Genomic DNA, 25087 nt, shown 5'->3' with positions numbered 1-25087 from the left:
TCCAGCCCTGTTTTTCATGAGATGAAATCGCTAGCATGGTTTTTTGCCTTATAAAGGACAGGGAATGAGACACGGTCTGTGGCACAGCATCCAACAACGGATCGCGACCCTTTTTCCGGCCAGTTACAGCTGGCCGGCCATGGATATTCAGCTGGGCGATCGTCGTTTGCATTTAGCGGGCAGCATTCACATGGGCACGCGCGATATGCAGCCGCTGCCTGCCGGGCTATTGCGCCAGCTGCATAAAGCCGACGCGCTGATTGTCGAAGCCGATATCACTCAAGGCGAATCGCCGTTCAGCAATGATGATGAACATCCGCCGCTGGCAATGCGACTCGACGACGACGTGCTGCAGCGCTTGCAGGCCTTGTGCGATGAGCTTTCGCTGTCACTGAGCCTGTTCGATACGCTGCCGTTCTGGCAGATCGCGCTGATGTTGCAGGCGCAACAGGCGCAGCGGCTGGGATTGCGTCCGCAGTTTGGTATCGATTATCAGCTGTTGCAGGCGGCCAAAGCGGCCAACAAACGCATTATCGAGCTGGAAGGTCCGGAAACGCAGATCGCCCTGCTGAAATCGCTGCCGCAGGATGGTTTGCCGCTGTTGCTGGATACGCTGGAACACTGGCACACCAACGCGCGCCTGCTGCAAACCATGATCAGCTGGTGGCTGGATGCGCCGCCCACCCAACAACCGGTGGCGTTGCCGACCACCTTTAGCAGCGAGCTGAACGACACGTTGATGCGCAACCGCAACCAGCACTGGCGCGAGCTGCTGCTGGCGTTACCGAAAGGGCGTTATGTGGTGGCGGTAGGCGCACTGCATCTGTATGGCGATGATAATTTGCCGGGACTGCTGAAGAGCTGATTCGTGCACATTTCGTAGCGGCGCAAGTTATTGCGCGATAAATCGCGCCGCTACGGGCTTGTGCGGTTGATTACTTTTGCGTTCGGCGGAAAAAAAGAAGGCCAATAATAATATTGGCCCGTCAAAGAGGAATTTGTTTATGATTTTGGTTATCACCAACAATCTCTTGCTGGCGCGGGCCAATTCTCGCGCAAAGTTCAGAATTTCGCCACTGTTTTTCCATCAAAACTGAAATAAGAATTTTCCTAACAAGGACCGATCATGACGCCCGCGGTAAAACTTCTGGAAAAACAAAAAGTCACCTTTACCCTGCATCCCTACGACCACGATAGCCACGAAACCAATTTTGGCGACGAAGCGGTGCGTAAGCTTAATCTGGATGCGCGCCAGGTGTTCAAAACCTTGCTGGTATCGCTCAACGGCGATGCTAAAGCGCTGGCGGTTGCGGTGACGCCGGTCTCAACCCAATTGGATCTAAAAAAGGTCGCCAAAGCGCTTGGCGCCAAGAAAGCGGATATGGCCGATCCGCAGCTGGCACAGCGCGTGACCGGTTATCTGGTAGGCGGCATTAGCCCGCTGGGACAGAAAAAACGTCTGCCAACGGTGATCGATCGGCAGGCAGCGGAGTTTGCCACCATCTTTATCTCCGGCGGCAAACGCGGGCTGGATATCGAGCTGGCCGCGCAAGATTTGTCTCGCCTGCTGGATGCGCCGCTGGCCGACGTCGCACGGCGCGATTAGTCGGGCTGCTGGGCGCAGAGTTGATCGATCATCCAGCGCCCGGCCGGTCCCGGCGGATTACGCCGCGACCACACCACATCAACCGCGATATGCTGCGGCCAGCCCGGCACCGGCAACTCCTTCAGCACCTGATGACCAAACTGCTCCACCAGCCAGCGCGGTAATATACTCCAGCCAAACCCCTGCTCCGCCATCTCTAACAGCAATAAATAAGATGGCGCCGACCACACGCGTCCGGCGGGCAAGGGATCGCGATTTTGTACCCAGGTATTGAGTCGCAGATGCCGCAACTCACCTAAATGCCCTTCACTCACCTGCTGAGCCTGCGACAGCGCATGATCCTGATGAAGGTAAATCGCCATCTGCGCCCCCACTTGCAAGCGTGCCACCGCCAAATCCGGTGGCAATTGTGGCTGCGCCCGCACCACGCCAAGGTGCACGCGCCCGGCTTGTATCAAATCTAATGCATCAGCATCCTCGGCGATCATGCACTCAAAATCGATATCTGGATAACGCACCTCAAACCGGTTAAGCAGATTTTCATGGTGATCCGCTTGCCAAAAATCGGAGATCGCCAGGCTAAGGCGCGGTTCTACGCCCTGCGATAAGCGCACTGCCAGCTCATCCAGCCGCTGGCTGGCGGCCAGAATCTGCTGCACCTGCGCAAACGCGCGCTGGCCATGCTCGGTCAATACCGGGTTACGTCCGCTGCGATCAAACAGCGTGAAACCCAGATCGTCTTCCAGATTAGCGATCGCGTTACTGATGGTGGACTGGCTTTTAGACAACGCGCGCGCCGCCGCCGAAAAGGATCCGCTGGCCACGGTTTGCACAAACGCCTCAAGGGATTCCGGGGAATATTTCATGTTGAACCATCGCTTTTATCGATAGGTGATCATTTTATCTTAGCATCACCCAGTGCGAAAATAGGGGTTATCACCAATAAGGAGGTTTATATGCGTACCCGTTCGCTGAAAGAACGTTTTTGTCATGCCGCAGGCTTTGAAGGGTTAGCACTTATCACTGTTGCGCCGCTGGCTGCCTGGATCATGGAGAAACCGCTGTTTCAGATGGGCGCGCTGGCGATTATGCTGTCAACCGTCGCCATGCTGTGGAACATGATCTATAACACCGGCTTTGACCGCATCTGGCCGCCGCAGGTGAAACGCGGATTCGGTTTACGCGCCATGCATGCGCTGGGCTTTGAAGGCGGTTTTATCCTGATTGGCTTGCCGATTGCCGCCTGGATGCTGAATATTTCACTGCTGGAAGCCTTTGTGCTAGAAGTGGCGTTCTTCCTGTTCTTCCTGCCCTATACCATGGTTTACAACTGGATGTGGGATAAGTTGCGCCACCGTTGGGTGACGCAGAAATCGTGTCAGGCGTGATGTGCATTTGAAAAGAGGTCGCCATGAATGGCGACCTACGAGCGCAGAGTTCAATGTTGTGCGGCGCGCGGCCAGATCCACGCCAGAATCATTTGCGGGTAGCTTGGTTTGCGTTGCTTCTCCAGCGCTTTGTTGCGCTCTTCAATTTGCGCTGCCGTCAGATGCACGATGCCGGTCGGTTGATAATCCGCTACCTTCAGCGGTGAATGCTGGCTGACATACTCACGCAGCACATCCGCATCGCGCTGCCCGCTGTTGCTGAAGCCAGCATGGGTTTCAATGTTCGGATAACCGTCGCCGCCGCTGGCGTTAAAGCTGTTAGTCGCCATGCGGTAGGTTTTATCCTTTTGCAGCGGTTCGCCATTAATCTTCACGTCGCTGACGCCTTTACCATCCGCCACCAGGCTGATGTTGCTGAACTGCGCGAAGCCGCCGGAGTCCACTTTAATATTGGCAACCGTCGCCAGATAATTCAGCACTTCATTACCCTTCAGCGTCACCGACACCACCTGATTGCCAAACGGCTGCACCTGCAACAAATCGCGCCAGCTGAGATTACCCTGCGCCAGCGAAGTGCGAATGCCACCGCCGCTCATCACCGCAAAGTCCGCTTTGGTCGCCGCCATTTGGGCGCGCAAAATTAGCTGCCCAAGATTGGTCTGCTCAAAGCGTACCTTGTCGCGCTCACCGACAAACACGCCGTCGCTGCTGCCGACGTTAACATCCAGTTTCTTGCCAGCACGCAGTTGATACGGCGTTAACAGCTTCATCATCGCGCTGTTTTTCGGGATCTCTTCCTGCCAGGTAAGCCAGGATTCGCTGCCATCAAGATTCTTTACTTTATGCTTGAGGTTGACCGGGATCAGCTGGTAATTCTCCAGCGTCAGCTCACCATTGCGGAAGGTGAAGTCGCCGCGCCCAACAAATTTGCCCCACTCTTTTGCCTGCATGATCCACACGCCGTTTTGCCGATCCGGCTGGCAGGGCTGGCCTGGCTGATAATCTTTTACGCTGACGTTCTCTTTCTCCATGCACACCGCATCCTGCGAATGGCCGCCAATGATCACGTTGATGGTGCCCGGCGGCAGGCTGCGCGCCAGCTCCACGTCGCCCGGCGCATTGCTGCCGTGCTGACCGTCGTCGTAGTGGCCCATGTGTGTCAGCGCGATGATGACATCAGGCTTTTCGCTGGCGCGTAGTTCCGCCACCGCTTTTTCGGTCTCTTTCACCGGATCGCGAATATCAATCGTCGCAATGTTTTCCGGATTGGCGATGCGCAGCGTGTCGGTGGTGGTCAGGCCGATCACCGCAATCTTCAGCCCCATGCGGTTAAAGGTTGCCCACGGCTTAAATAAGCGCGTGTCGGTGCCTTTTTGATAGATGTTGGCCGAAAGGAACGGAAATTTGGCCCACTTCTGCTGCTGTTGCAGCACGCTAAGCGGTTTGTCGAATTCGTGGTTGCCCAACGCCATGGCGTCATAGCCCACCAGGTTCATGCCGCGAATGTCGGGTTCAGCATCCAGCATGTCTGACTCTGGCACGCCGGTGTTCACATCGCCCGCTGACAGGATCAGCGCGCCACCACCTTTGGCCTGCACATCGTAGCGCTGTTGATCCATCAGCGTTTTCTGTGCCGCAAGGCCATATTCGCCTTGTGCGTTCGGCCAGTAACGACCGTGATGATCGTTGGTGTGCAGAATGCTGAAACGATAACTGCGATCCGTTTGCCACGCCTGCGCCAGCATCGGCAGCAGTAACACTGTCAGCGCCAGCCAGCGCCCTTTTCGCGGTGATAAAAACAAAGTCGATCTCCTTATTCTGCGTTTTTCCACTTAGCGGTGGACTTAATGTGCGTTATCGCCCTTCTGTGTCGCACAGATGGCTGGCTAACTCAAGATGAAACACGCATTGCATCATGGCACAGCGTGACGACCAGCATTTTTAAATTCGCTTCTCGCTGGGAATGACAACCCAATTCTACACCTGGCGGTGACTTTATCGACTTAGGACCGCTTTAACCGTAACAACCCCTGCTGCGAAGCCAATTTCCCACTGCAACTATTTTTTCCGCGTCACCCGTCATTCTGCGTATTTCCAGTCGATATCGTGAGATAACTGACGAAAATGGAGCTTCAGCTGCGTTTTAGTCTCATTTTTTCAATTTAGTGGGCTTTAACCGCTCAAATGTTTAAACGCGGTGAGTGATTGTGCATTACACTAGGTTGTTACAAGCGGATACATTTGCACACAAGGAGACAGGCATGCATCACACCACACCGTTGATCACTACCATTGTCGGGGGACTGGTCCTCGCATTTCTCCTTGGTATGCTGGCAAACCGCCTGCGCATCTCACCGCTGGTCGGTTATCTTCTGGCTGGCGTCCTGGCCGGCCCTTTCACGCCAGGCTTTGTCGCGGATACCAACCTTGCCCCTGAACTGGCTGAACTCGGCGTTATTCTGCTGATGTTCGGCGTCGGTTTGCACTTCTCGCTGAAGGATTTGATGTCGGTAAAGTCCATCGCCATTCCTGGCGCCATCGCGCAAATCGCCGTGGCGACGCTGCTGGGAATGGGACTTTCATGGACAATGGGCTGGTCGTGGATGACCGGTTTGGTATTTGGTTTGTGTCTTTCCACCGCCAGTACCGTGGTGCTGCTGCGTGCGCTGGAAGAGCGTCAGCTGATTGATAGCCAGCGCGGGCAAATCGCCATTGGCTGGTTGATCGTGGAAGATTTGGTGATGGTGCTGACGCTGGTGCTGCTGCCAGCCATCGCCGGCATGCTGGAACAGGGCAACGCCAGCCCAACGCTGCTGTTGTGGGATCTGCTGCTGACCATCGGTAAAGTCGTCGCCTTTATGGTGCTGATGATGGTGGTAGGCCGTCGCGTAGTGCCGTGGATTCTGGCAAAAAGTGCCGCGACCGGCTCGCGTGAGCTATTTACCCTTGCGGTGTTAGCGCTGGCGCTCGGTATCGCCTTTGGCGCCGTCGAATTCTTTGATGTCTCCTTCGCCCTCGGCGCCTTCTTTGCCGGCATGGTGCTGAACGAATCTGAACTTAGCCACCGCGCGGCGCACGATACCTTGCCGCTGCGTGATGCGTTCGCCGTCCTGTTCTTTGTGTCCGTCGGCATGCTGTTTGACCCGATGATCCTGATTGAGCAGCCGCTGGCGGTGCTTGGCGCGCTGGCGATTATCGTGCTGGGCAAATCCATTGCCGCCTGGCTGCTGGTAACGCTGCTGGGTCATTCACGTCGCACCGCGATGACCATTTCGGTGAGCCTGGCGCAGATTGGTGAATTCGCCTTTATTCTCGCCGGCCTCGGCATCTCGCTCGGCATGCTGAGCGAGGAAGGCCGCAATCTGGTGCTGGCGGCGGCGATTCTCTCCATCATGCTTAACCCGATTCTGTTTAGCGTGCTGGAACGCTACCTCGACAAAACCGAGACCATCGAAGAGCAGACGCTGGAAGAAGCGATCGAAGAAGAGAAGCAGATTCCGGTGGATATCTGCAATCACGCGGTTTTAGTAGGTTATGGCCGCGTCGGCAGCCTGCTGGGGCAAAAGCTGATGGAAGCGGATGTGCCGCTGGTGGTGGTGGAGAACTCCCGTCCGCGCGTTGAAGCGCTGCGCGAGCAAGGGATCAAAGCGGTGCTGGGCAATGCGGCACGCGTGGATACCATGGAACTGGCGCGCCTCGACTGCGCCCGCTGGCTGCTGCTGACCATTCCGAATGGCTACGAAGCCGGTGAAGTCGTGACGGCAGCGCGCGAAAAGCGTCCGGACATTGAGATTATTGCCCGTGCGCATTATGACGATGAAGTGACCTACATAATGGAGCGTGGCGCGAATCGCGTGGTGATGGGAGAGCGTGAGATCGCCAACAGCATGCTGCATGTGCTGGAAGAAGAGATTGCGCAGAACCCGATTGTACGTGAGTGCCCGATTTAAGTGAGTGCGGTCTTTAGCAAGGTCGCCATGAACGGCGACCTTGCGTTTTATCTGTCCCAATACGACTCTTCTAAGCTGTCTTCCCGCTCCGGGAGGCCGCGCGTCAGGCGCGGTGAATGCTGGTTCAGCACCTGATAACTTACCCGGTTCGCGTATTTACACACCTGTGCCAGCGACGAATAGGTCAGGTAGGCGCGGCCGTGTTTGCTGGAGTTAGGCACTTTTTGGCGGTGGAAGTTGTTGGCGGTGATGTCGTGCAGCAGCGCCGCCAGCGCACCATCGCCCGCGCCGTTGGTGTTCATGATCTTCTCTGGGCCGCCCATATATGGCGCGATATGCGAGAAGATGCGCAGCGGCTGATCGCAATCCTTGTGGCGCATCGCGCGGCTGAATTCATATTGGTTGAACTCAGCCAGCGCGCCCGGCAGCAGCGGATGGTTGGTTTTGCGCTTGTACTCTTCTTCAGTGAAACCGGCCATGTACAAACCGGTTGGCCCGGCGGTACACAGCACCAAATCCACCCAATCCAGCGCCATATTCGACGCCAGCAGCGGATCCTGCTCGCCGGTCAGCGCAAAGGCCTCTTCTTCGTTCATCGCCACAATTGAGACGTGATCGCGCAGGAAATCGCGCCAGAACTGCGGATTATCCTGAATCACGTATTTGGTGCCGAGCGTCAATACCACCGGCACGTTGTGTTTTTTGGCGTAGTCGATGGCGCGTAAAGTGGCTTCCGGCATCGGTTCGCCCGGCTGGCAGCGCACCAGATAGGACGTCAGCACCAGCGCCGACGCGCCTGCAATGACCTCTTCCGGAATACTGTTGGCCTGCAGCTGGTTCATCAAGCCGGGACTGATGGCAAAGGTACGCTCGCCCTGCTCGCCAATCAGCGTAAAGCAGCGGCCAATCGCGCCATCGACGCCCTGCAGGAAGTTAAGATCCATGCGGCTGGAGGTGTTGCACAGGTAGCGATAGGCGTAGCCGCCGATCTGGATGTTATTGCACATCACGCCGAGCAGCACCGAGCGGTCATCCGCCAGCACCGAGTAGTTATGCAGGGTATTTCCGATGGTGCCACCGGCAAATTGATGGCTGATGAGCGCTTCGCGCATCAGTTCGTTGTAGAGCGCCTCGGCGGTGGCATCGTCGATCACCAGCGAGTGACCGGCGCTTAAACCGTAACGCTGCAGAAAGTCGTCGTCGACTTTGGCTTCAATATCCACCAGCGTCTGGTCGATACCCACCACCCAACTGCCCTCTTCCTGCTCTTGCTGCGTGGCTTGCAGCAGCGGATCGCGCGCGTTGACGGGGAAATAGTGTTTGGATTTGCGTTTGCCGGGAAATTTCATCGAGAGTGCCGTCAGGGAAAATCAGGCAGAGAATGATATCACACTCTCTGCCACACCCTTAACGGCGCGCGTTGACCAGCTGCACCATCATTTCAATGTGCTCCGCATCGGCGTTGAGCGCAGGAATGTACTCGAACTTTTCGCCGCCGGCATGCAGGAAGATCTCGCAGTTCTCACCGCTGATCTCCTCCAGCGTTTCAAGGCAATCCGCCGCAAAGCCCGGACTCATCACCTGCACGTGCTTGATGCCTTTGGCCGGCAAACTTTTCATGGTTTCGTCGGTGTACGGCGTCAGCCACGGCTCGCGACCAAAGCGCGACTGGAAGGTCATCATGATTTTGTGCGGCGCAATGCCCAACGCCGCGGCCAGCGCATCGGTGGTGTCTTTGCAACGCAGCGGATAATCATCGCCTTCATTGGCAAAACGCTGCGGAATGCCGTGATAGGACAGCACCAGCAGATCCGGTTCGCCATGCAGCGCAAACGAGCGCTCAACCGAGGCTTTGAGCGCAGCGATGTAAGCCGGATGCTCCGCGTAATCGCGGATAAACGCCACTTCCGGCAGCGAGCGCAGTGGTTTAAAGCTGGTGGCTAAGCCGTCCCATACTGCGGCAACCGTCGAGCAGGAGAACTGCGGATAGAGCGGCAGCACGATGAGTTTGGTCACGCCCTGATCCAGCAAGCGTTTCAGCGCGCTGTCGAGGCTTGGCTGGCCGTAGCTCATGCCCAGTTCAACCGGCATATCGAGGCGCTGCGCCAATGCGTCACGCTGACGCTTGCTGAACACCATCAGCGGTGAACCTTCATCCATCCATACGGAAGCATACAGTTTCGATACGCGTGGCGAGCGAAAAGGCACGATGATGAAATTGAGAATCGGCCACCACAATAAGCGCGGTGTATCAACCACTCGTGGATCGCCGAGGAATTGTTTCAGATAGCGTTTAACCGCAGGTGTTGTGGGTGCGTCTGGTGTGCCTAAGTTAACCAGCAAAACCCCGGGCTTTTCTTGCCTCATGGTATTTCCTTGATGTCGAAACGAATGGGTCGAATGCAAAATCAGGGGGAAATTGTAGCGGAAATTGAAGGAGGGGAAAGCAATTGCTGCAAAAGGGCCGGACAACCGGCCCCTCAACGCATTAACCGAGAATCGTGGCCAATTGCGTGCTCACTTCGGCGACAGGACGTGTGCCGTCGATTTTGTGATATTCGGTGTTGCCGTCTTGCGCTTCTTTGCCGTAGTAGGCAATCAGCGGTGCAGTCAGTTGATGGTATTCCACCAGACGCTTACGCACGGTCTCTTCCTGGTCATCTTTACGCGTGGTCAGCTCTTCGCCGGTCAGGTCATCTTTACCTTCCACTTTCGGTGGATTGTAAGTGACGTGATAAACGCGGCCCGATGGCGTGTGTACGCGACGGCCAACAATACGATCCACAATTAGCTCGTCCGGTACAGCGAACTCCAGCACGTAGTCAACCTTGATGCCCGCTTCTTTCATCGCGTCAGCCTGCGGGATAGTGCGTGGGAAGCCATCGAGCAGGAAACCGTTTTTGCAGTCTTCCTGCGCGATACGCTCTTTAACCAGCGCAATCACCAGCTCGTCAGTCACCAGTTTACCGGCATCCATGATCGCTTTTGCCTGTTGGCCCAGTTCCGTACCTGCTTTTACTGCCGCACGTAACATGTCACCGGTGGAGATTTGCGGAATACCGTATTTCTCCATGATGAATTGAGCCTGAGTGCCTTTACCTGCGCCCGGAGCTCCGAGCAGAATAATACGCATTGCGTAATTCCCCTTGCGAATCGCATTGTTCAATCTGAGAAGGCGAAGAACATACCATTATGGCCCGCGCACCACAAGGAAACGGGCGCGCTCGCCACGAAAGGTCTACTTTGACCTGCTTTGTCAGCAAATACCAGCAGAGTGCCCGTTTTTAGGAATCGCGGCTAAGCATGAGCACGTCTTTGAGGCGTTTTTTCAGTGCGGGTGTGACGTTCAGCTGTTTGTTGACCCCGCCGCGCACGTCGGCGCACAAGCGTAATTGCGCCTGTTCGGGCAGCACCTGAATATCCTGCGGCAATTCACTGGCATTGAGGCCGTTCGGCAGCGGAAAAAGCGCAAAGGGTAATCCCGGTTGCTGAATGGAGTGCAGGATGAATGGCGAGTCGAGCGCGATTTTTTCCACCATCGCAATATTGTACGGACGCCATTCGCTCTCCTTCATCATTGCCAGCGCCTGTTCTGGCGCGCCACCGAGCGCTAATCCTTGCTCAAACAGCCGCAGCTCGCTGCGCACCAATGTGCTGAAATCGGCGGTGCGCAATGCGATTAACACCAGATCGCCGCATAACGCCGAATGGCGATCAAGGCGGGCGACAAACAGTCGCGCATCGCTTACCAGCCGTTTGTGTAGCTGCGTGGCAAACGACTCCGATGCATCGGTGACGCCGTGGCTTTGACATTCGCTCAACGCACGCACGCGACCTTGCTGCATATCAACATGATCCACCAGCGCAATGTTGCCCGCAGTCATCGGCAAAGTGGGCAGCACGCTCAGTTCGCTAACCGGATAGTGCGAGGCATAGCGCGTGTGATTACGTGATTGCTCCTGACGGAGAAACAGCTGGGAAAGCAGCACTCGCGAGATATGCAAAGAGGGAGCGAAGAAGAGATCGAAATTTTCAAGCCGGTAATAACGGGAAAGCGAGCCGCGAAGCTTATCGCGCGCCGCCGCCGCCCTGGCAGAAGCAAGTTGTGGAGCCATCGCGTGGTATGTCTCTGGTTATTATGCTGTGTGTGGGAGGTGAAACCTGCGGTGATAGTCGGCGTAAAACACAGAGAGCCGTAGCCGTCAACCTGCCAGAATCTGGTGGAAAGGTTAGGCCAATGCGGCTGGACATTAAAATGATATAAACTGACAATCCCTGTTAGGTTTTTACACAGGGGACGAGTATGACCGTGCTTCCATCGTTACGTGCACTGCACTATTTCCACCAGGCGGCACTGTTCAGCAGTTTTAGCGTAGCGGCCGAACGTCTGCATGTCACCCATAGCGCCATTAGCCATCAGGTTCGACAGCTGGAGAGCTGGATGGGGAAGCCGCTGTTTGTGCGTACCAATGGACGCGTCAAATTAACCTCACACGGTGAACGTTTGCTGGTGAGTTGTCAGAAAGCCTTTAGCGAGCTCTCCACCACCTGCGAAAGCATTCGTACCGGCATGCGCCATCATATCAGCGTCTCCTGCGCGCCCAGCTTTCTCTCGCAATGGCTGATTCCGCGCATCGCCAGCTTCTATCAGCGCTATCCCGATATTGAAGTGCAGTTTCAGCCGCTGGTGGAGATTGACCAGTTGCGCAGCGAGCACACCGATGTGCTGATTCTCAGCGCCGAGCAGTCGCCGGATGACGATATTGATGCCACCTTGATCAGCGATGATTACATCGGTCCGCTGTGCGCCCCGCAGTTTGCCGCCCGCTTTCAAAGCGAGCAGGATCTCGCCGCGCTGCCGCTGCTGCACGCCGATACGCGGCTGCATGCGTGGGCCGAATGGGCGAAAACCAGCGGCGTACGCGGCAATTACTGGATCGGCAAGCATTTCGATAATTTGACGTTAGCCATTCAGGCGGCGAGAAACGGATTGGGCGTGATTATGGCGCCACGCTTGCTGGTGCGTCAGGAGTTGAGTGACGGCACCTTGATCGCACCGCTGGGCTTTGTGCGCGTCGATCGCGCCACGTTGATGATGACCAAGACTTCGCGTCAGCACGATGCGGAGATTACGTTGTTTCGCGATTGGTTGCGGGATCAGGCGCAGATTTAACAGCAGATATAAAAAAGGTCGCCATGAATGGCGACCTTTCGGGTTTGGTGCGATTACGCCGTCAGCAACTGGTTCATGCGACGGATAAACTGGTTTGGATCGTCAAGCGTACCGCGCTCGGCGAGCAGCGCCTGATCCAGCAGCAGCTCAACCCACTCGGCAAAGCGCGTCTCGTCCTGGGTATCAGCCACGCGTTTCACCAGCGTATGATCCGGATTGATCTCGAAAATGTACTTCACGTCCGGCACGTCCTGACCGGCCGCGGCAAACAGCTTCGCCATCTGCGTGGTCATTTCGTTAGCATCGGTGGTGACGATCGCTGGCGTGTCGGTGAGACGATGCGTCAGACGCACCTCTTTCACACGCTCGCCCAGCAGCGTTTTCACGCGCTCAACAAACGGCTCCAGCGCCTTCTCCGCTTCTTTCTGCTCTTCGGTCTCTTCATCGGCCAGTTTGCTCAGCGAATCATCCGCTTTGCTGACTGACTGGAAGGTTTTGCCGTCGAACTCGGTGAGGTAGCTCATCATCCATTCGTCGATACGATCGGAGAGCAGCAGCACCTCGATGCCTTTCTTGCGGAACAGTTCCAGATGCGGGCTGCTCTTCGCTGCGGCATAGCTGTCGGCGGTGATGTAGTAAATCTTGTCCTGACCTTCCACCATGCGCGTCACGTAATCGTCGAGCGAAACGGTCTGCTCAGCGCTTTCGCTCTGGCTGGTGGCAAAGCGCAGCAGTTTGGCAATCTGTTGCTGGTTAGCGTTGTCTTCGGCTGGACCTTCTTTCAGTACCAGACCGAACTCTTTCCAGAACTGCTGATATTTTTCCGCGTCGTCTTTCGCCAGCTTCTCTAACATCTGCAGGCTACGCTTGGTCAGCGCGCCACGCAGGCTCTGGGTCACACGGCTGTCCTGCAGGATTTCACGCGAAACGTTGAGCGGCAGATCGTTGGAATCTATCAAACCACGCACGAAGCGCAGGTAGTTCGGCATGAACTGCTCGGCATCGTCCATGATGAACACGCGCTGTACGTAGAGTTTCAGGCCGTGCTTGCTGTCGCGGCTCCACATGTCGAACGGCGCACGCGCCGGGATATACAGCAGGCTGGTGTATTCCTGCTTACCTTCCACGCGGTTATGGCTCCAGATCGCCGGATCGCTGAAATCGTGGGCGATGTGTTTGTAGAACTCGTTGTACTCGTCGTCGCTGATCTCAGACTTGTTGCGCGTCCACAGCGCCTGGGCTTTGTTGATCTTTTCCCAGGTGGTGGTGTCGCTCTCTTCGTCTTTGCTTTCAATCTCAACCGGCAGCGCGATGTGATCGGAGTATTTGCTGATCACGTTACGCACGCGCCACGCATCGAGGAAATCATCTTCGCCTTCACGGAAGTGCAGCGTAATTTCGGTACCGCGATCGGCTTTCTCAATCTCTGCCAGCGTATATTCGCCTTCGCCAGCAGATTCCCAGAACACCGCTTCATCGGCTTTCGCGCCGGCGGCGCGGGTGCGCACGGTGACTTTATCCGCCACAATGAACGCAGAGTAGAAGCCCACGCCGAACTGGCCGATCAGCTGGCTGTCTTTCGCCTGGTCGGAGCCCATGGATTCGAGGAAGGATTTGGTGCCGGATTTAGCGATGGTGCCGAGGTTCTCAATCACCTCATCACGGCGCATACCGATGCCGTTATCGCTGAGCGTCAGCGTGCGATTTTCCGGATTGACCGAGATACGTACGCGCAGGTCGCCGTCGCCTTCATACAGATCGGGCGTCGACAGCGCGCGGAAGCGCAGTTTGTCGGCGGCATCTGAAGCGTTGGAAATCAGCTCGCGCAGGAAAATCTCTTTATTTGAATAGAGTGAATGGATCATCAGGTGCAGAAGTTGTTTTACCTCTGACTGGAAGCCACGCGTCTCTTGTCCTTTCATGGTCATTGCTACCTCAACTGAATCGGGGTTGATGATACGTTGAGAGAGAAATGGGGATGAAGGAGAGGATTTCAAGCCGATGTCTGTGAAGACATCGGCAAGTGATTAGAAATTAATCTTGTGGCGTCCGGCGAGCGAGTGCGACAGCGTGGTGCCATCGACCATTTCCAGCTCACCACCGACCGGCACACCGTGTGCAATGCGGCTGGCATCAACGCCATATTGTCCGCACAACTCGGCGATGTAGTTGGCCGTGGCTTCCCCTTCCACCGTGGGATTGGTGGCGAGGATCACTTCGGTTAAGGTTTCGCGCTCGAGACGCTGCTCCAGCCGATCCAGGCCGATATCCTGTGGCCCAATGCCATCCAGCGGTGACAAGTGCCCCATCAGCACAAAGTAGCGGCCGCCAAACTGGCCGGTCTGCTCAATGGCGTGGATATCTGCCGGGCTCTCCACCACACAAATCTGGCCGTTTTGCTGACGACGCGGATTCGCGCAGATGGTGCAGATTTCCTGTTCGGTGAAGGTACGGCAATCGGCGCAGTGACCGATTTCCGACATGGCGCGGGTCAATGCCTGCGCCAGACGCATGCCACCGCTACGATCGCGCTGCAATAGCTGAAAAGCCATACGCTGCGCCGACTTCGGGCCAACGCCCGGCAGGCAGCGCAACGACTCCATCAAAGATTCAAGCAGTGGACTGGTTTGCATCAGAACGGCATCTTGAAGCCAGGCGGCAGCTGCATACCTGAAGAGACCGCAGCCATCTTCTCTTTCTGCGTTTCGTCAATACGGCGTGCCGCATCGTTGAAGGCCGCGGCAATCAGATCTTCCAGCATGTCTTTGTCATCTTCCAGCAAGCTAGGATCGACTTCGACACGACGGCAGTTGTGCGCACCGTTGATGGTTACTTTAACCAAGCCAGCGCCTGATTCACCGGTCACTTCGATCGCGGCGATCTCTTCCTGCACTTTGGCCATTTTGTCTTGCATCTGCTGGGCCTGTTTCATCAGGTTGCCCAATCCGCCTTTACCAAACATAGTTTTCTCTCTCTGCTGGGGCTGCGCGCAGTTGACGCGCGGCAGCATGTTCACACCGGTCGAATACTCTCTTCATCCAAATCGGCATCGAAGAATCGACGCAATGTCTGAATATGGGTATCGCTTTCGATCGACTGTCGCGCCTGCGACAGCTTCTCTTCATAAATGGCCTGGCGCCACTCCAGTGGCGTCAATACCGTAGGATTATCGTCTTCAATAATCGTCAATTCAACCGGCTGACCGGCAGACTGACTTAGCGCTTCCGCCAGCGCCTGCCTGGCAGAAGCTGAATTCAGATGGCGCTGACTGCTGCGCAGATGCAGCGTAACACCGGCTTCGCCCACCTCTTTCCACGCATTGAGCGCCACTTGCTGCACCAGTTTTGGCAGCGTCAGCGCGGCGATTTCAGCAGCCCACGCATCGCGCTGCTGGGCTTCTTCCGCCAGACGCAGCGCCAGCTCAGGGGTTTTCTCATGCTCCAGTGCCGAACGCAAGGCTTTTGGCGTCGCCACCGGCTCCGCTTTAACCTCCACCGGCAGCTGCGTTTTCCAGCGATAGGCTTCCGGTTTGGCCGGGGCTTTTACCGTGGGTTCAGACGCACGTTGTTGCACACGTTCAGTGACGCTAGCGAGACGTTCCAGCGCCGGATTCGCCGGCCGCGCGGAACGCGCTGCCGGCTCACTCTTTTTTGCTTTGCCGGCTCCCTGACGCAGCAACTGCGTTCGCGCCTGTAACAACTGGCTGGTGGAGTCAGGTAACGGATCGGGCGCGGGCTGCATGTCTGGATAATCATCCGACACCGGCGGCGCGTCAGGGTTCGGCGGTGCCATCTGCGGCTGCGCAGCCGGTGCGGGCGCGGCTTTCGCTGCGGCTTGTGGCGCAGCAACCTGCGGAGCAGCTTGTGGCGTCAAGGTGGGACGCGCCACCGGCTCCGCAATCGTTGCCTGCGGATGGAACGCCAGCGCCCGCAGCAGCGTCATCTCTACGCCTAAGCGCCGATCCGGTGCCAGCGGCAGATCTTTACGTCCCATCAACAACGTTTGGTAATAGAGCTGCACGTCAGCCGGTGGCAACACGCGGGCTAACTCGCGCAGGCGATCGGCCTGGCTGAGATCGTCCTCGCTGAGCGAGCCTGGCAGCAGCTGCACCATCGCAATGCGGTGCAGTAAACGCAGCATCTCGACCAGCAGCGCTTCCCACTCAACCCCACGCGACGCGGCCTGATTCAGCAGCGCCATCACCTGTTCGCCCTGGCCATCCACCAGCGCTTCAATCAGCGCCAGCGGCTGTTCATCGTCGAGCGTGCCGAGCATTTGTGCCACGGTGTCACGCGTTACGCTGCCCTGCCCCATGGCAATCGCCTGGTCGGTCAGGCTCAGCGCATCGCGCATGCTGCCGTCAGCGGCGCGTGCCAGCAGATGCAGCGCACGCGGTTCGGCAGCAATCTGCTCCTGCTGCAACACATGCACCAGCTGCTGCTGGATTTGCTCCACGTCCAGCGCTTTGAGATGGAATTGCAGGCAGCGGGACAAAATCGTCACCGGCAGCTTCTGCGGATCGGTGGTCGCCAGCAGGAATTTCACGTGCGATGGCGGCTCTTCCAGCGTTTTCAGCAGCGCGTTGAAGCTGTGGCGCGACAGCATGTGCACTTCATCGATCAGATAGACCTTGAAGCGGCCGCGTGCCGGCGCGTACTGCACGTTATCGAGCAGATCGCGCGTATCTTCAACTTTGGTGCGTGACGCGGCATCGATCTCAATCAGATCGACAAAACGGCCCTGCTCGATTTCGCGGCAGTTATCGCATTGCCCGCACGGCGTTGACGTGATGCCGGTTTCACAGTTAAGCCCCTTCGCCAGCAGACGGGCGATCGAGGTTTTCCCGACGCCGCGTGTGCCAGAAAAGAGATAAGCATGATGGATTCGTCCCAGTGACAACCCGTTGGCCAGCGCAGTCAGCACATGTTCCTGACCGACTACGTCAGCGAAGGCCTGGGGACGCCATTTTCGCGCAAGTACCTGATAGCTCATGTGGATTCAATCACTGGAATTTAGGGAGAAGGGAGAAAATGCAGCTTCGCAAACCCTGTTTATTTTGGCAGTAGTTTAACAGCCACCAGCGGATCAGCAACCACTAACTTTGCAGAGGTGGCGCCCCGCCGTGCAGCGGAGCGCGCAGGCCTTAGTGGCCGGGGAAATTCACCAGGCTGAAGCACTCGACGCCCATGGCAGTCAGGCGGGCTTCACCGGTCAGGTCAAACAGATTAATCACGAATGCGGCGTCTTTCACTTCTCCACCGGCGCGGCGGATCAGCTTCACCGTTGCTTCCAGCGTGCCGCCAGTCGCCAGCAGATCGTCCACCACCAGCACCACATCGCCTGGTTTAATGGCATCTTTGTGCAGTTCCAGCGCATCGGTGCCGTACTCCAGCTCGTAGCTTTCGCTGAAGGTGTCACGCGGCAGTTTGCCCGGCTTACGCACCGGCACAAAACCCACGCCCAAACCCAGCGCCACCGGTGCGCCAAACAGGAAGCCACGCGCTTCCGTTCCCACCACCTTGGTGATGCCTTTGTTACGATAACGCTCCACCAGAATGGCGATCGACGCGGCATACGCCTGCGGATCTTCCATCAGACTGGTCACGTCACGGAACAGAATGCCCGGCTTCGGATAGTCAGGAATGCTTTTAATGCTGTTTTTGATGAGTTCAAGCTGCTGCGCAGTTGCGGTCATAAATGTTACGCCTGGAGAAAATATCTAATACGCGCAGCTTCTCTAGCGCCAAACCCCGGAAACCGGGTTAAGCGAAGTCGTTTATAAGGGAAGCCACGCACGAAGATGCCCAAATCTATGCAAATACCCGGCTAAATGCAACCCTCACGCTACTGTTGTGGCGGGTTGGCATCCTCGGTTACAACCGGAATGCGCCACATAAAAAGCAGCAGCAGGCACAGCATCGCGCCTAACAGGATGCGCACCCACAGCAGGTTTACTAAATAAAGGGACACCGAAAAGGTAATCACAATCAGCAACATGGCGCGCCCTTTGGCGCCGGGCGGCATGGCACGATGCTGCTGCCAGTGGCGAATAAAGCGACCAAACGGCGACTTCCACAGCAACCAATGATGGAAACGCGGCGACGAGCGGGCAAAACACCAGGCCGCCAGCAACACAAATGGCGTCGTCGGTAATAAAGGTAATACAATGCCCAGCGTACCTAGCACAATCGCCAGCCAGCCAAGGCTCAGTAGTAAAATGCGCTGCATGCCTGATGCCTGAATAAGTCAAAAACAGCGTTACGTTAACACAGTCGGAAACAGAGTGATGCCCCAACCGCCCGCCCAGCAACGTCTCCATGCCATGTTAGAGTTACTGCGCCAGCAGATTGCGCAGCAGCCGGATGGTGCCTGTCGTCAGCCCCGTTTTGATTCTCACCTGTTTCGCACCAGCGGCACGCGTCTGGCGGATTATCTGCGCGAGCTGGAAGGCAATGTGACGCAGTTAACCGCTGCTGACACTGATGTGGCGCGCCGTCAATGGCTGGCAGAGAAAGTGCTGGATCAAATTGCCGCATTACAGCGCGAATGCCAGAGTCAGCAGTTGCGCGTCAAGCGCGAGCGGCCACGTGTCGATGCACGCCAGGCCAAGCGTGAAGAGTATCAAGGCTACGAAAAACGCTTACTGGCGATGATTGCTCAGCGCGAGCAGCATCTGGCGCGCGCTGAAACGCTGAGCGTTCAGCAGCAGTTAATTCGTGAAGTCGATCAGCTGCAAGAACGTTTGGCACGCTGCCGCGCCGCTATCTACAAACTGGAGTTGCCGCCTATGCCGCGCTGAACGCGGCGCTTTTTCCTCTATACTCATTGCGGTGAGAAAAAGGAGTAAAATCATGACGCTGGTATTATGGATTGTGATCGGTTTAGCGGCAGGCTGGCTCAAACGGGTGATTTTTCCCGGTCGTCCGGGAGGATTTGTGCCGACGTTGGTACTGGCGGTGATTGGCGCGCTGATTGGCGGCTATATCGCCACCTACTTCACCACCGGCGATCTGGCCGTCCTGCATCCAGCCGGTTTCGCCAGCGCACTGCTGGGCGCACTGTTAATGCTGCTGGTCGCGGCGAAATTACGTATTTAGGAGAAAAAATGTCACTGGACAGCGCACCCGACGAAATCAAACTTGCCGTCGATCTGATTCAACTGCTTGAAGAGAATAATGTCCCTACCGCCACCGTGCTGGCCGCGTTGGCGATTGTTCAGCGGGATTATGAGCAGAAACAAGCGGCGGAAATCAAGGCCGACTAAGCAGCGTTGGACTCAGGCGCAACATATCAAGAAACGCATCCACCAGCTGAGGCGCATCGGCTGCCAAATCAAAACTTTGCGGGTTGAACAGCCAGCTTTCCATCATGCCATTAATATAGCCGCGCATCAGTAGCGCCGCCTGACGCGTATTCAGGTTCTCAGGCAATTGGCTGGCATCAATACAAAGACGTAGTACAGTTTCAATTCGATCGTAACACGCTTGCAGTAAGCTCTGCTGCATATCCTGTAACGTCGACATTTCGCCAACAAACTCACATTTGTGAAAGATAATCTCCATTAATGCGCGTCTTTGCGGATCCTTTGCTGTGGCGTCAAGGATATAGATCAACATAGAACGAACAACAGAAAGTGGATCGCCCGGGTATTTTGTCTGATACTCAAGTTCCACATCGTCCAGCCCAGCGTCACAACGCAGCCAGATTTCCTGTAAGAGATCGGCTTTATTTTTGAAATGCCAGTAGATAGCCCCGCGCGTGACGCCGGCCGCTGTTGCGATATCCGCCAGAGACGTGGCGGCCACACCATGTTCGGAAAAGTGTGCTAATGCGGCGTCAAGAATTTGATGCCGTGTTTCAAGAGCTTGCGCTTTGGTTTTTCGTGCCATGCTGGGCTTTTTTTACAAACTTGTAAGTTTACATACATTTGTGAATGTATGTACCATAGCATGACCCGTGTTTTAACGCAGCAATGGGTTTATCGGTTTGTGATCCATTGATCATTTGATATCGGACACTAGAGGTTTATTTATGAATAAAAACAGAGGATTAGCGCCTCTGGCGGCCGTCCTGATGCTATCAGGCAGCTTTGTGTTAACAGGATGTGATGATAATAAATCCCAGCAAGCCGCCCAGCAGCAGCCCCCAGAAGTGGGTGTTGTAACGTTAAAAAACGAACCCTTGAAAATTACCACCGAGCTGCCGGGCCGTACCTCGGCTTTCCGCGTTGCGGAAGTTCGCCCTCAGGTGTCAGGAATTATCCTCAAGCGTAATTTTGTTGAAGGTAGTGATGTAAAAGCCGGTCAGTCGCTGTATCAGATTGATCCCGCCACCTATCAGGCGGCCTACGACAGCGCTAAAGCGGATCTCGCCCAGGCTGAAGCCAATGCGCGTGTTGCGCAGTTAACCATTACTCGCTATAAGCCGCTGCTGGGTACCAAGTACATCAGTCAGCAGGACTATGACACCGCCGCAGGCACCGCAGCCCAGACTGCTGCAGCCGCCCAGGCTGCGCGTGCCAACGTCGAAACTGCGCGCATCAATCTGGCGTATACCAAAGTGACGTCACCCATCAGCGGTCGTATTGGTAAATCGTCGGTAACCGAAGGTGCGCTGGTTTCCAACGGGCAAACCACTGCCCTGGCGACCGTGCAACAGCTCGATCCTATGTATGTCGATGTGACCCAATCCAGTGATGATTTCCTGCGTCTGCGCGCAGAGCTGGAATCCGGTCAGCTGAAACAGAACGACGGTAAGGCCAACGTCACCCTGCTGATGCAAAACGGTAACGCATACCCGCAGACAGGCACATTGGAATTCTCTGATGTGAGCGTGGATGAAACCACCGGCTCGATCACGCTGCGCGCCATCTTCCCGAACCCGGACAATCGCCTGCTGCCAGGCATGTTTGTTCGTGCGCGTCTGGATGAGGGCACCAATCCCACCGCACTGCTGGTGCCGCAACAGGGCGTAACACGCACCCCAACCGGTCAGGCAACCGCAATGGTGGTTGGCGCAGATAATAAAGTGGAATCGCGTAACATCACCGCTAATCAGGCATTTGGCGACAAATGGCTGGTGACGGAAGGTCTAAAAGAAGGCGATCGGGTGATCACCACCGGTATCCAGCGTGCCAAACCGGGTGCGCAGGTGACGCCAAAAGAAGTCTCCGATGATGCCAAAGCTGCACCAGAATCACCGTCTGCTAAATCATCGTCATAACAGGAGCCACTGATACATGGCTAAGTTCTTTATTGATCGCCCCATTTTTGCGTGGGTGCTCGCCATCATCATCATGTTGGCTGGTGTGCTATCGATTATCAGCCTGCCGATTGAGCAATATCCCAATGTTGCACCGCCGGCGGTTGAAATCCAGGCCACCTATCCGGGTGCTGATGCGAAAACGCTGCAAGATTCGGTGACGCAGGTCATCGAGCAAAACATGAACGGTATCGATGGACTGATGTATATGTCCTCGAGCAGTGACTCGTCGGGTACATTGACGCTGACGCTGACCTTCCAATCCGGTACTGATGCCGATATCGCGCAGGTTCAGGTGCAGAACAAACTGCAGCTGGCCACGCCGTTACTGCCACAGGAAGTACAGCAACAGGGTATTCAGGTTAAGAAATCCTCTAGCAGCTTCCTGATGGTAGCGGGTTTTGTCAGTGATGACGGCACCATGACGCAGAATGATATTTCTGACTATGTTGCTTCAAACATCAAAGATCCGGTCAGCCGTATGCCGGGTGTCGGTGATACTCAGGTGTTTGGTGCGCAGTATGCGATGCGCATCTGGCTGGACCCACACAAGCTGAACAACTATTCACTGACACCAGTGGATGTGATCAACGCGCTGAAAGTCCAGAACACCCAGATCGCCGCGGGTCAGTTGGGCGGTACGCCACCTGTACCGGGCCAACAGCTGAATGCCTCGATCATTGCGCAAACCCGTCTGACATCGACAGATGAGTTCGGCAATATTCTGCTGAAGGTGAATCAGGATGGTTCGCAGGTACGTCTGCGTGACGTGGCGAAGATTGAACTCGGTGGTGAAAACTACGAGATCATCGCGCGTTATAACGGCAAACCGGCTTCCGGTATCGGTATCAAACTGGCCACCGGCGCTAATGCACTGGACACCGCCGATGCGGTGAAAGCTGAACTGGCGAAACTGGAGCCGTTCTTCCCGGCAGGCATGAAAACGGTTTATCCGTACGACACCACACCGTTCGTGAAAATTTCGATTTTCGAAGTGGTGAAAACGCTGTTCGAAGCAATCGTGCTGGTGTTCCTGGTGATGTATCTGTTCCTGCAAAACTTCCGTGCGACGCTGATTCCAACCATCGCCGTTCCTGTTGTGTTGCTCGGAACCTTTGCGATCATCAGTGCCTTTGGCTACTCGATAAACACCCTGACGATGTTCGGGATGGTGCTCGCCATCGGCCTGCTGGTGGACGACGCCATCGTGGTGGTAGAGAACGTCGAACGTGTAATGGCGGAAGAAGGCTTACCGCCGAAAGAAGCGACCAAACGTTCGATGGAGCAGATTCAGGGCGCATTGGTCGGTATTGCCTTGGTGCTGTCAGCGGTATTTATTCCAATGGCGTTCTTCGGTGGTTCAACCGGCGTCATTTATCGCCAGTTCTCCATCACCATTGTTTCGGCGATGGCGCTGTCGGTGCTGGTGGCGTTGATCCTGACGCCTGCGCTTTGTGCCACCATGCTGAAGCCGGTGGAGAAAGGCGCTCACGGCAAAACCACCGGTTTCTTCGGCTGGTTTAACCGCCTGTTTGATAAGAGCACCAACCACTACGTTGACAGTGTTGGTCATATCATTCGCAGCACCGGCCGTTACCTGCTTATTTATCTGGTGATCGTGGTCGGCATGGCGTACCTGTTCCTGAAACTGCCTACCTCATTCCTGCCGGAAGAGGATCAGGGTTTGTTACTGGCGCAGGCGCAATTGCCAGCCGGTGCTACCCAGGAACGTACCCAGAAAGTATTGGATCAGGTGACGGATTACTTCCTGACCAAAGAGAAAGACAGCGTTAACTCCGTGTTTACCGTTAACGGCTTCGGCTTCGCCGGTCGTGGACAGAACACCGGTATTGCGTTCGTCAGCCTCAAGCCGTGGGATGAGCGTGGCGATGCCAACCTGAAAGTGCCTGCGATTGCCGGTCGTGCCATGCAGGCGCTCGGTCAAATCAAAGATGCGATGGTGTTCCCGTTCAACCTGCCAGCGATTATCGAACTGGGTAACGCCACCGGCTTCGACTTCATGCTGACCGATCAGGGCAACCTGGGTCACGAGAAGCTGACCGCCGCGCGTAACCAGCTGTTTGGCATGATCGCCCAGCATTCGGATACGCTGGTGGGTGTGCGTCCAAACGGCATGGAAGATACGCCGCAGTACAAACTGATCATCGATCAGGAGAAAGCGCAGGCGCTGGGTGTGTCGCTGTCCGACATCAATACCACGCTGGCTTCAGCATGGGGCGGTTCTTACGTCAACGACTTCATCGACCGCGGTCGCGTGAAGAAGGTGTACGTTATGGGCAAGGCCGATTCACGTATGTTGCCGGACGATATCAGTAAATGGTACGTGCGCAACAGCGGCGGCACCATGGTACCGTTCTCCGCCTTCTCTTCGGCGAAGTGGCAGTACGGTTCACCGCGTCTGGAACGTTACAACGGCTTGCCATCGATGGAGATTCTGGGCCAGGCTGCGCCAGGCAAGAGCTCCGGTGATGCCATGAACCTGATGGAAGAGTTGGCAGGAAAACTGCCGGCGGGTATTGGTTACGACTGGACCGGCATGTCCTATCAGGAACGCTTGTCAGGTAACCAGGCTCCGGCGCTGTATGCTATCTCACTGATTGTGGTGTTCCTGTGTCTGGCCGCGCTGTATGAGAGCTGGTCGATTCCGTTCTCGGTCATGTTGGTGGTACCGCTGGGTGTTGTCGGCGCACTGATCTTCACCACGCTGCGCGGCTTAAGTAACGACGTCTACTTTGTGGTGGGCTTGTTGACTACCATAGGATTGTCGGCGAAGAACGCCATCCTGATTGTCGAATTCGCCAAGGATTTGATGGAGAAGGAAGGTAAAGGGTTGGTGGAATCCACGCTGGAAGCATCCCGTATGCGTCTGCGTCCGATTCTGATGACCTCACTCGCCTTTATCCTCGGCGTAATGCCGCTGGCGATCAGCACCGGTGCGGGTTCTGGCGCACAAAATGCGGTAGGTACCGGCGTAATGGGCGGGATGGTAACAGCGACCGCGCTGGCTATCTTCTTCGTTCCGGTGTTCTTCGTGGTGGTACGTCGCCGCTTCAGTAAGAACAAAGGTGACCTGGAACACGGTCATCCGGTTGAGCACAAACACTAAGTTTTACTCTTCCCTAAAAGGCCGCTGATGCGGCCTTTTTTATTGCTGTTCCCCTGCCCCGCCAAAATCCCTGCGTTTTTCACGGTTGCAATCAGCCATGTTCGGGCTCATACTATTGTTATAGTATAACATTACATAGCGAGGTTACTATGAAACCGAATATCCATCCTCTTTATCGCCCAGTGGTGTTCCACGACACCTCGGCCAACGAATACTTTAAAGTCGGCTCCACCATCAAAACCGAGCGCACCATTGAGTATGAAGGTGAAGTGCTGCCGTATGTCACGCTGGATGTCTCGTCAAAATCTCACGTGTTCTACACCGGTAAGCAGAAAGACTTTGCTAAAGAAGGCAGCACCGCGCGCTTCAACCAGCGTTTCGGCAGCTTCCTGTCGCGCAACAAGTAACGCTGGAGAGAACAGATGCAGGTATTGAGTTCATTGCGCGCTGCAAAGACGCGCCATAAGGATTGCAAAGTCGTGCGTCGTAAAGGTCGCATCTATGTGATTTGCAAAACTAACCCGCGCTTTAAGGCGGTTCAGGGAAGAAAGAAAAAAAGGTAGGAAAGTGTCGTGATAGTTG

Annotated in this window: 25 protein-coding genes and 1 other annotated feature; of the genes, 12 read left to right on the top strand and 13 right to left on the bottom strand. The window is 55.9% G+C overall.

Features of this window, described 5'->3' with window-relative positions:
- Window positions 1-64: 64 nt before the first annotated feature.
- The gene (locus ACYAC5_RS05215; protein WP_192414064.1) at window positions 65-865 is read left to right on the top strand and encodes a TraB/GumN family protein; all 801 of its coding nucleotides are present in this window, start codon (window positions 65-67) and stop codon (window positions 863-865) included.
- Window positions 866-1126: 261 nt separating this feature from the next.
- Window positions 1127-1606, top strand: a complete 480-nt coding sequence (ybaK, locus tag ACYAC5_RS05210) for a Cys-tRNA(Pro)/Cys-tRNA(Cys) deacylase YbaK (RefSeq protein ID WP_137385298.1) — start codon at window positions 1127-1129, stop codon at window positions 1604-1606.
- Here the strand turns inward: ybaK and ACYAC5_RS05205 are convergent.
- Window positions 1603-2472: a LysR family transcriptional regulator gene (locus tag ACYAC5_RS05205; protein WP_462062525.1), complete on the bottom strand. Its 870-nt coding sequence runs from the start codon at window positions 2470-2472 to the stop codon at window positions 1603-1605. The two genes, ybaK and ACYAC5_RS05205, sit on opposite strands and share 4 nt — an antisense overlap.
- 90 nt (window positions 2473-2562) lie before the next feature.
- Here ACYAC5_RS05205 and ACYAC5_RS05200 point away from each other — a divergent pair, with 90 nt between their 5' ends.
- On the top strand, window positions 2563-2994 hold the full coding sequence (locus ACYAC5_RS05200) for a multidrug/biocide efflux PACE transporter (RefSeq protein ID WP_110865657.1): 432 nt from the start codon (window positions 2563-2565) through the stop codon (window positions 2992-2994).
- A gap of 50 nt (window positions 2995-3044) precedes the next feature.
- Here ACYAC5_RS05200 and ushA read toward each other — a convergent pair whose 3' ends face one another.
- Complete coding sequence (ushA, locus tag ACYAC5_RS05195) at window positions 3045-4796, bottom strand: bifunctional UDP-sugar hydrolase/5'-nucleotidase UshA (protein WP_192414062.1); 1752 nt, start codon at window positions 4794-4796, stop codon at window positions 3045-3047.
- Window positions 4797-5255: 459 nt separating this feature from the next.
- Here ushA and ybaL point away from each other — a divergent pair, with 459 nt between their 5' ends.
- Window positions 5256-6944 carry a YbaL family putative K(+) efflux transporter gene (gene ybaL / locus ACYAC5_RS05190; protein WP_101762391.1) on the top strand — a complete coding sequence of 563 codons (1689 nt, stop codon included), beginning with the start codon at window positions 5256-5258 and terminating at the stop codon, window positions 6942-6944.
- Window positions 6945-6991: 47 nt separating this feature from the next.
- On the opposite strand, the gene ACYAC5_RS05185 is transcribed toward ybaL, so the two are convergent.
- The 4 genes from ACYAC5_RS05185 to ACYAC5_RS05170 form a co-directional block, all read right to left on the bottom strand.
- Window positions 6992-8293: an inosine/guanosine kinase gene (locus ACYAC5_RS05185; RefSeq protein WP_101762392.1), complete on the bottom strand. Its 1302-nt coding sequence runs from the start codon at window positions 8291-8293 to the stop codon at window positions 6992-6994.
- A gap of 58 nt (window positions 8294-8351) precedes the next feature.
- The gene (hemH, locus tag ACYAC5_RS05180) at window positions 8352-9311 is read right to left on the bottom strand and encodes a ferrochelatase (RefSeq protein ID WP_137385293.1); all 960 of its coding nucleotides are present in this window, start codon (window positions 9309-9311) and stop codon (window positions 8352-8354) included.
- 121 nt (window positions 9312-9432) lie between these two features.
- The gene (gene adk, locus ACYAC5_RS05175; protein ID WP_008103865.1) at window positions 9433-10077 is read right to left on the bottom strand and encodes an adenylate kinase; all 645 of its coding nucleotides are present in this window, start codon (window positions 10075-10077) and stop codon (window positions 9433-9435) included.
- 151 nt (window positions 10078-10228) lie between these two features.
- Window positions 10229-11059 (bottom strand): DUF6024 family protein, encoded by an 831-nt coding sequence (locus tag ACYAC5_RS05170; RefSeq protein WP_462062523.1) that lies wholly within the window; start codon window positions 11057-11059, stop codon window positions 10229-10231.
- A gap of 188 nt (window positions 11060-11247) precedes the next feature.
- Here ACYAC5_RS05170 and ACYAC5_RS05165 point away from each other — a divergent pair, with 188 nt between their 5' ends.
- Window positions 11248-12117 (top strand): LysR substrate-binding domain-containing protein, encoded by an 870-nt coding sequence (locus ACYAC5_RS05165; RefSeq protein WP_222181566.1) that lies wholly within the window; start codon window positions 11248-11250, stop codon window positions 12115-12117.
- Between the two features lie 53 nt (window positions 12118-12170).
- Here the strand turns inward: ACYAC5_RS05165 and htpG are convergent, their stop codons facing one another.
- The 6 genes from htpG to ACYAC5_RS05135 form a co-directional block, all read right to left on the bottom strand.
- Window positions 12171-14045 (bottom strand): molecular chaperone HtpG, encoded by a 1875-nt coding sequence (gene htpG, locus ACYAC5_RS05160; RefSeq protein WP_462062520.1) that lies wholly within the window; start codon window positions 14043-14045, stop codon window positions 12171-12173.
- 99 nt (window positions 14046-14144) lie between these two features.
- On the bottom strand, window positions 14145-14750 hold the full coding sequence (gene recR / locus ACYAC5_RS05155; protein WP_008103873.1) for a recombination mediator RecR: 606 nt from the start codon (window positions 14748-14750) through the stop codon (window positions 14145-14147).
- The gene (locus tag ACYAC5_RS05150) at window positions 14750-15079 is read right to left on the bottom strand and encodes a YbaB/EbfC family nucleoid-associated protein (protein ID WP_008103874.1); all 330 of its coding nucleotides are present in this window, start codon (window positions 15077-15079) and stop codon (window positions 14750-14752) included. The genes recR and ACYAC5_RS05150 overlap by 1 nt, the downstream gene beginning before the upstream one ends.
- Before the next feature lie 50 nt (window positions 15080-15129).
- Window positions 15130-17109: a DNA polymerase III subunit gamma/tau gene (dnaX, locus tag ACYAC5_RS05145; RefSeq protein WP_462062518.1), complete on the bottom strand. Its 1980-nt coding sequence runs from the start codon at window positions 17107-17109 to the stop codon at window positions 15130-15132.
- Window positions 15727-15788: a sequence feature (DnaX frameshifting element), on the bottom strand. It overlaps the preceding gene by 62 nt.
- Window positions 17110-17260: 151 nt before the next feature.
- Window positions 17261-17812 (bottom strand): adenine phosphoribosyltransferase, encoded by a 552-nt coding sequence (gene apt, locus ACYAC5_RS05140; protein ID WP_101762398.1) that lies wholly within the window; start codon window positions 17810-17812, stop codon window positions 17261-17263.
- Between the two features lie 149 nt (window positions 17813-17961).
- The gene (locus ACYAC5_RS05135) at window positions 17962-18345 is read right to left on the bottom strand and encodes a DUF454 family protein (RefSeq protein WP_101762399.1); all 384 of its coding nucleotides are present in this window, start codon (window positions 18343-18345) and stop codon (window positions 17962-17964) included.
- 58 nt (window positions 18346-18403) lie between these two features.
- On the opposite strand from ACYAC5_RS05135, the gene priC reads away from it, so the two are divergent.
- Genes priC through rsmS form a run of 3 tightly spaced genes read left to right on the top strand, consistent with a single transcriptional unit; the run spans window position 18404 to window position 19381 of the window.
- On the top strand, window positions 18404-18916 hold the full coding sequence (gene priC, locus ACYAC5_RS05130; protein WP_101762400.1) for a primosomal replication protein PriC: 513 nt from the start codon (window positions 18404-18406) through the stop codon (window positions 18914-18916).
- Window positions 18917-18968: 52 nt separating this feature from the next.
- Window positions 18969-19214 (top strand): GlsB/YeaQ/YmgE family stress response membrane protein, encoded by a 246-nt coding sequence (locus ACYAC5_RS05125; RefSeq protein WP_137385287.1) that lies wholly within the window; start codon window positions 18969-18971, stop codon window positions 19212-19214.
- An 8-nt stretch (window positions 19215-19222) separates the two neighbouring features.
- Window positions 19223-19381: a pleiotropic regulatory protein RsmS gene (gene rsmS, locus ACYAC5_RS05120; protein WP_192414050.1), complete on the top strand. Its 159-nt coding sequence runs from the start codon at window positions 19223-19225 to the stop codon at window positions 19379-19381.
- Here the strand turns inward: rsmS and acrR are convergent.
- Window positions 19368-20006, bottom strand: coding sequence for a multidrug efflux transporter transcriptional repressor AcrR (gene acrR, locus ACYAC5_RS05115; RefSeq protein WP_101762403.1), 639 nt, complete (start codon window positions 20004-20006; stop codon window positions 19368-19370). The two genes, rsmS and acrR, sit on opposite strands and share 14 nt — an antisense overlap.
- A 142-nt stretch (window positions 20007-20148) precedes the next feature.
- On the opposite strand from acrR, the gene ACYAC5_RS05110 reads away from it, so the two are divergent.
- The 4 genes from ACYAC5_RS05110 (at window position 20149) to ykgO (ending at window position 25068) form a co-directional block, all read left to right on the top strand.
- Window positions 20149-21339 (top strand): efflux RND transporter periplasmic adaptor subunit, encoded by a 1191-nt coding sequence (locus tag ACYAC5_RS05110; RefSeq protein ID WP_101762404.1) that lies wholly within the window; start codon window positions 20149-20151, stop codon window positions 21337-21339.
- A 16-nt stretch (window positions 21340-21355) separates the two neighbouring features.
- Window positions 21356-24505 carry a multidrug efflux RND transporter permease subunit AcrB gene (locus ACYAC5_RS05105; RefSeq protein ID WP_101762405.1) on the top strand — a complete coding sequence of 1050 codons (3150 nt, stop codon included), beginning with the start codon at window positions 21356-21358 and terminating at the stop codon, window positions 24503-24505.
- A 149-nt stretch (window positions 24506-24654) separates the two neighbouring features.
- A complete protein-coding gene (locus tag ACYAC5_RS05100; RefSeq protein ID WP_101762406.1) occupies window positions 24655-24912 on the top strand; it encodes a type B 50S ribosomal protein L31 in 258 nt (85 codons plus the stop codon).
- Between the two features lie 15 nt (window positions 24913-24927).
- On the top strand, window positions 24928-25068 hold the full coding sequence (ykgO, locus tag ACYAC5_RS05095) for a type B 50S ribosomal protein L36 (protein WP_192414044.1): 141 nt from the start codon (window positions 24928-24930) through the stop codon (window positions 25066-25068).
- Window positions 25069-25087 lie beyond the last annotated feature (19 nt).

The sequence above is a fragment of the Pantoea sp. y20 genome, assembly GCF_054903455.1.
Note: the sequence above shows the minus strand (reverse complement) of the source record. Positions and strands in the feature narration are given on the sequence as shown.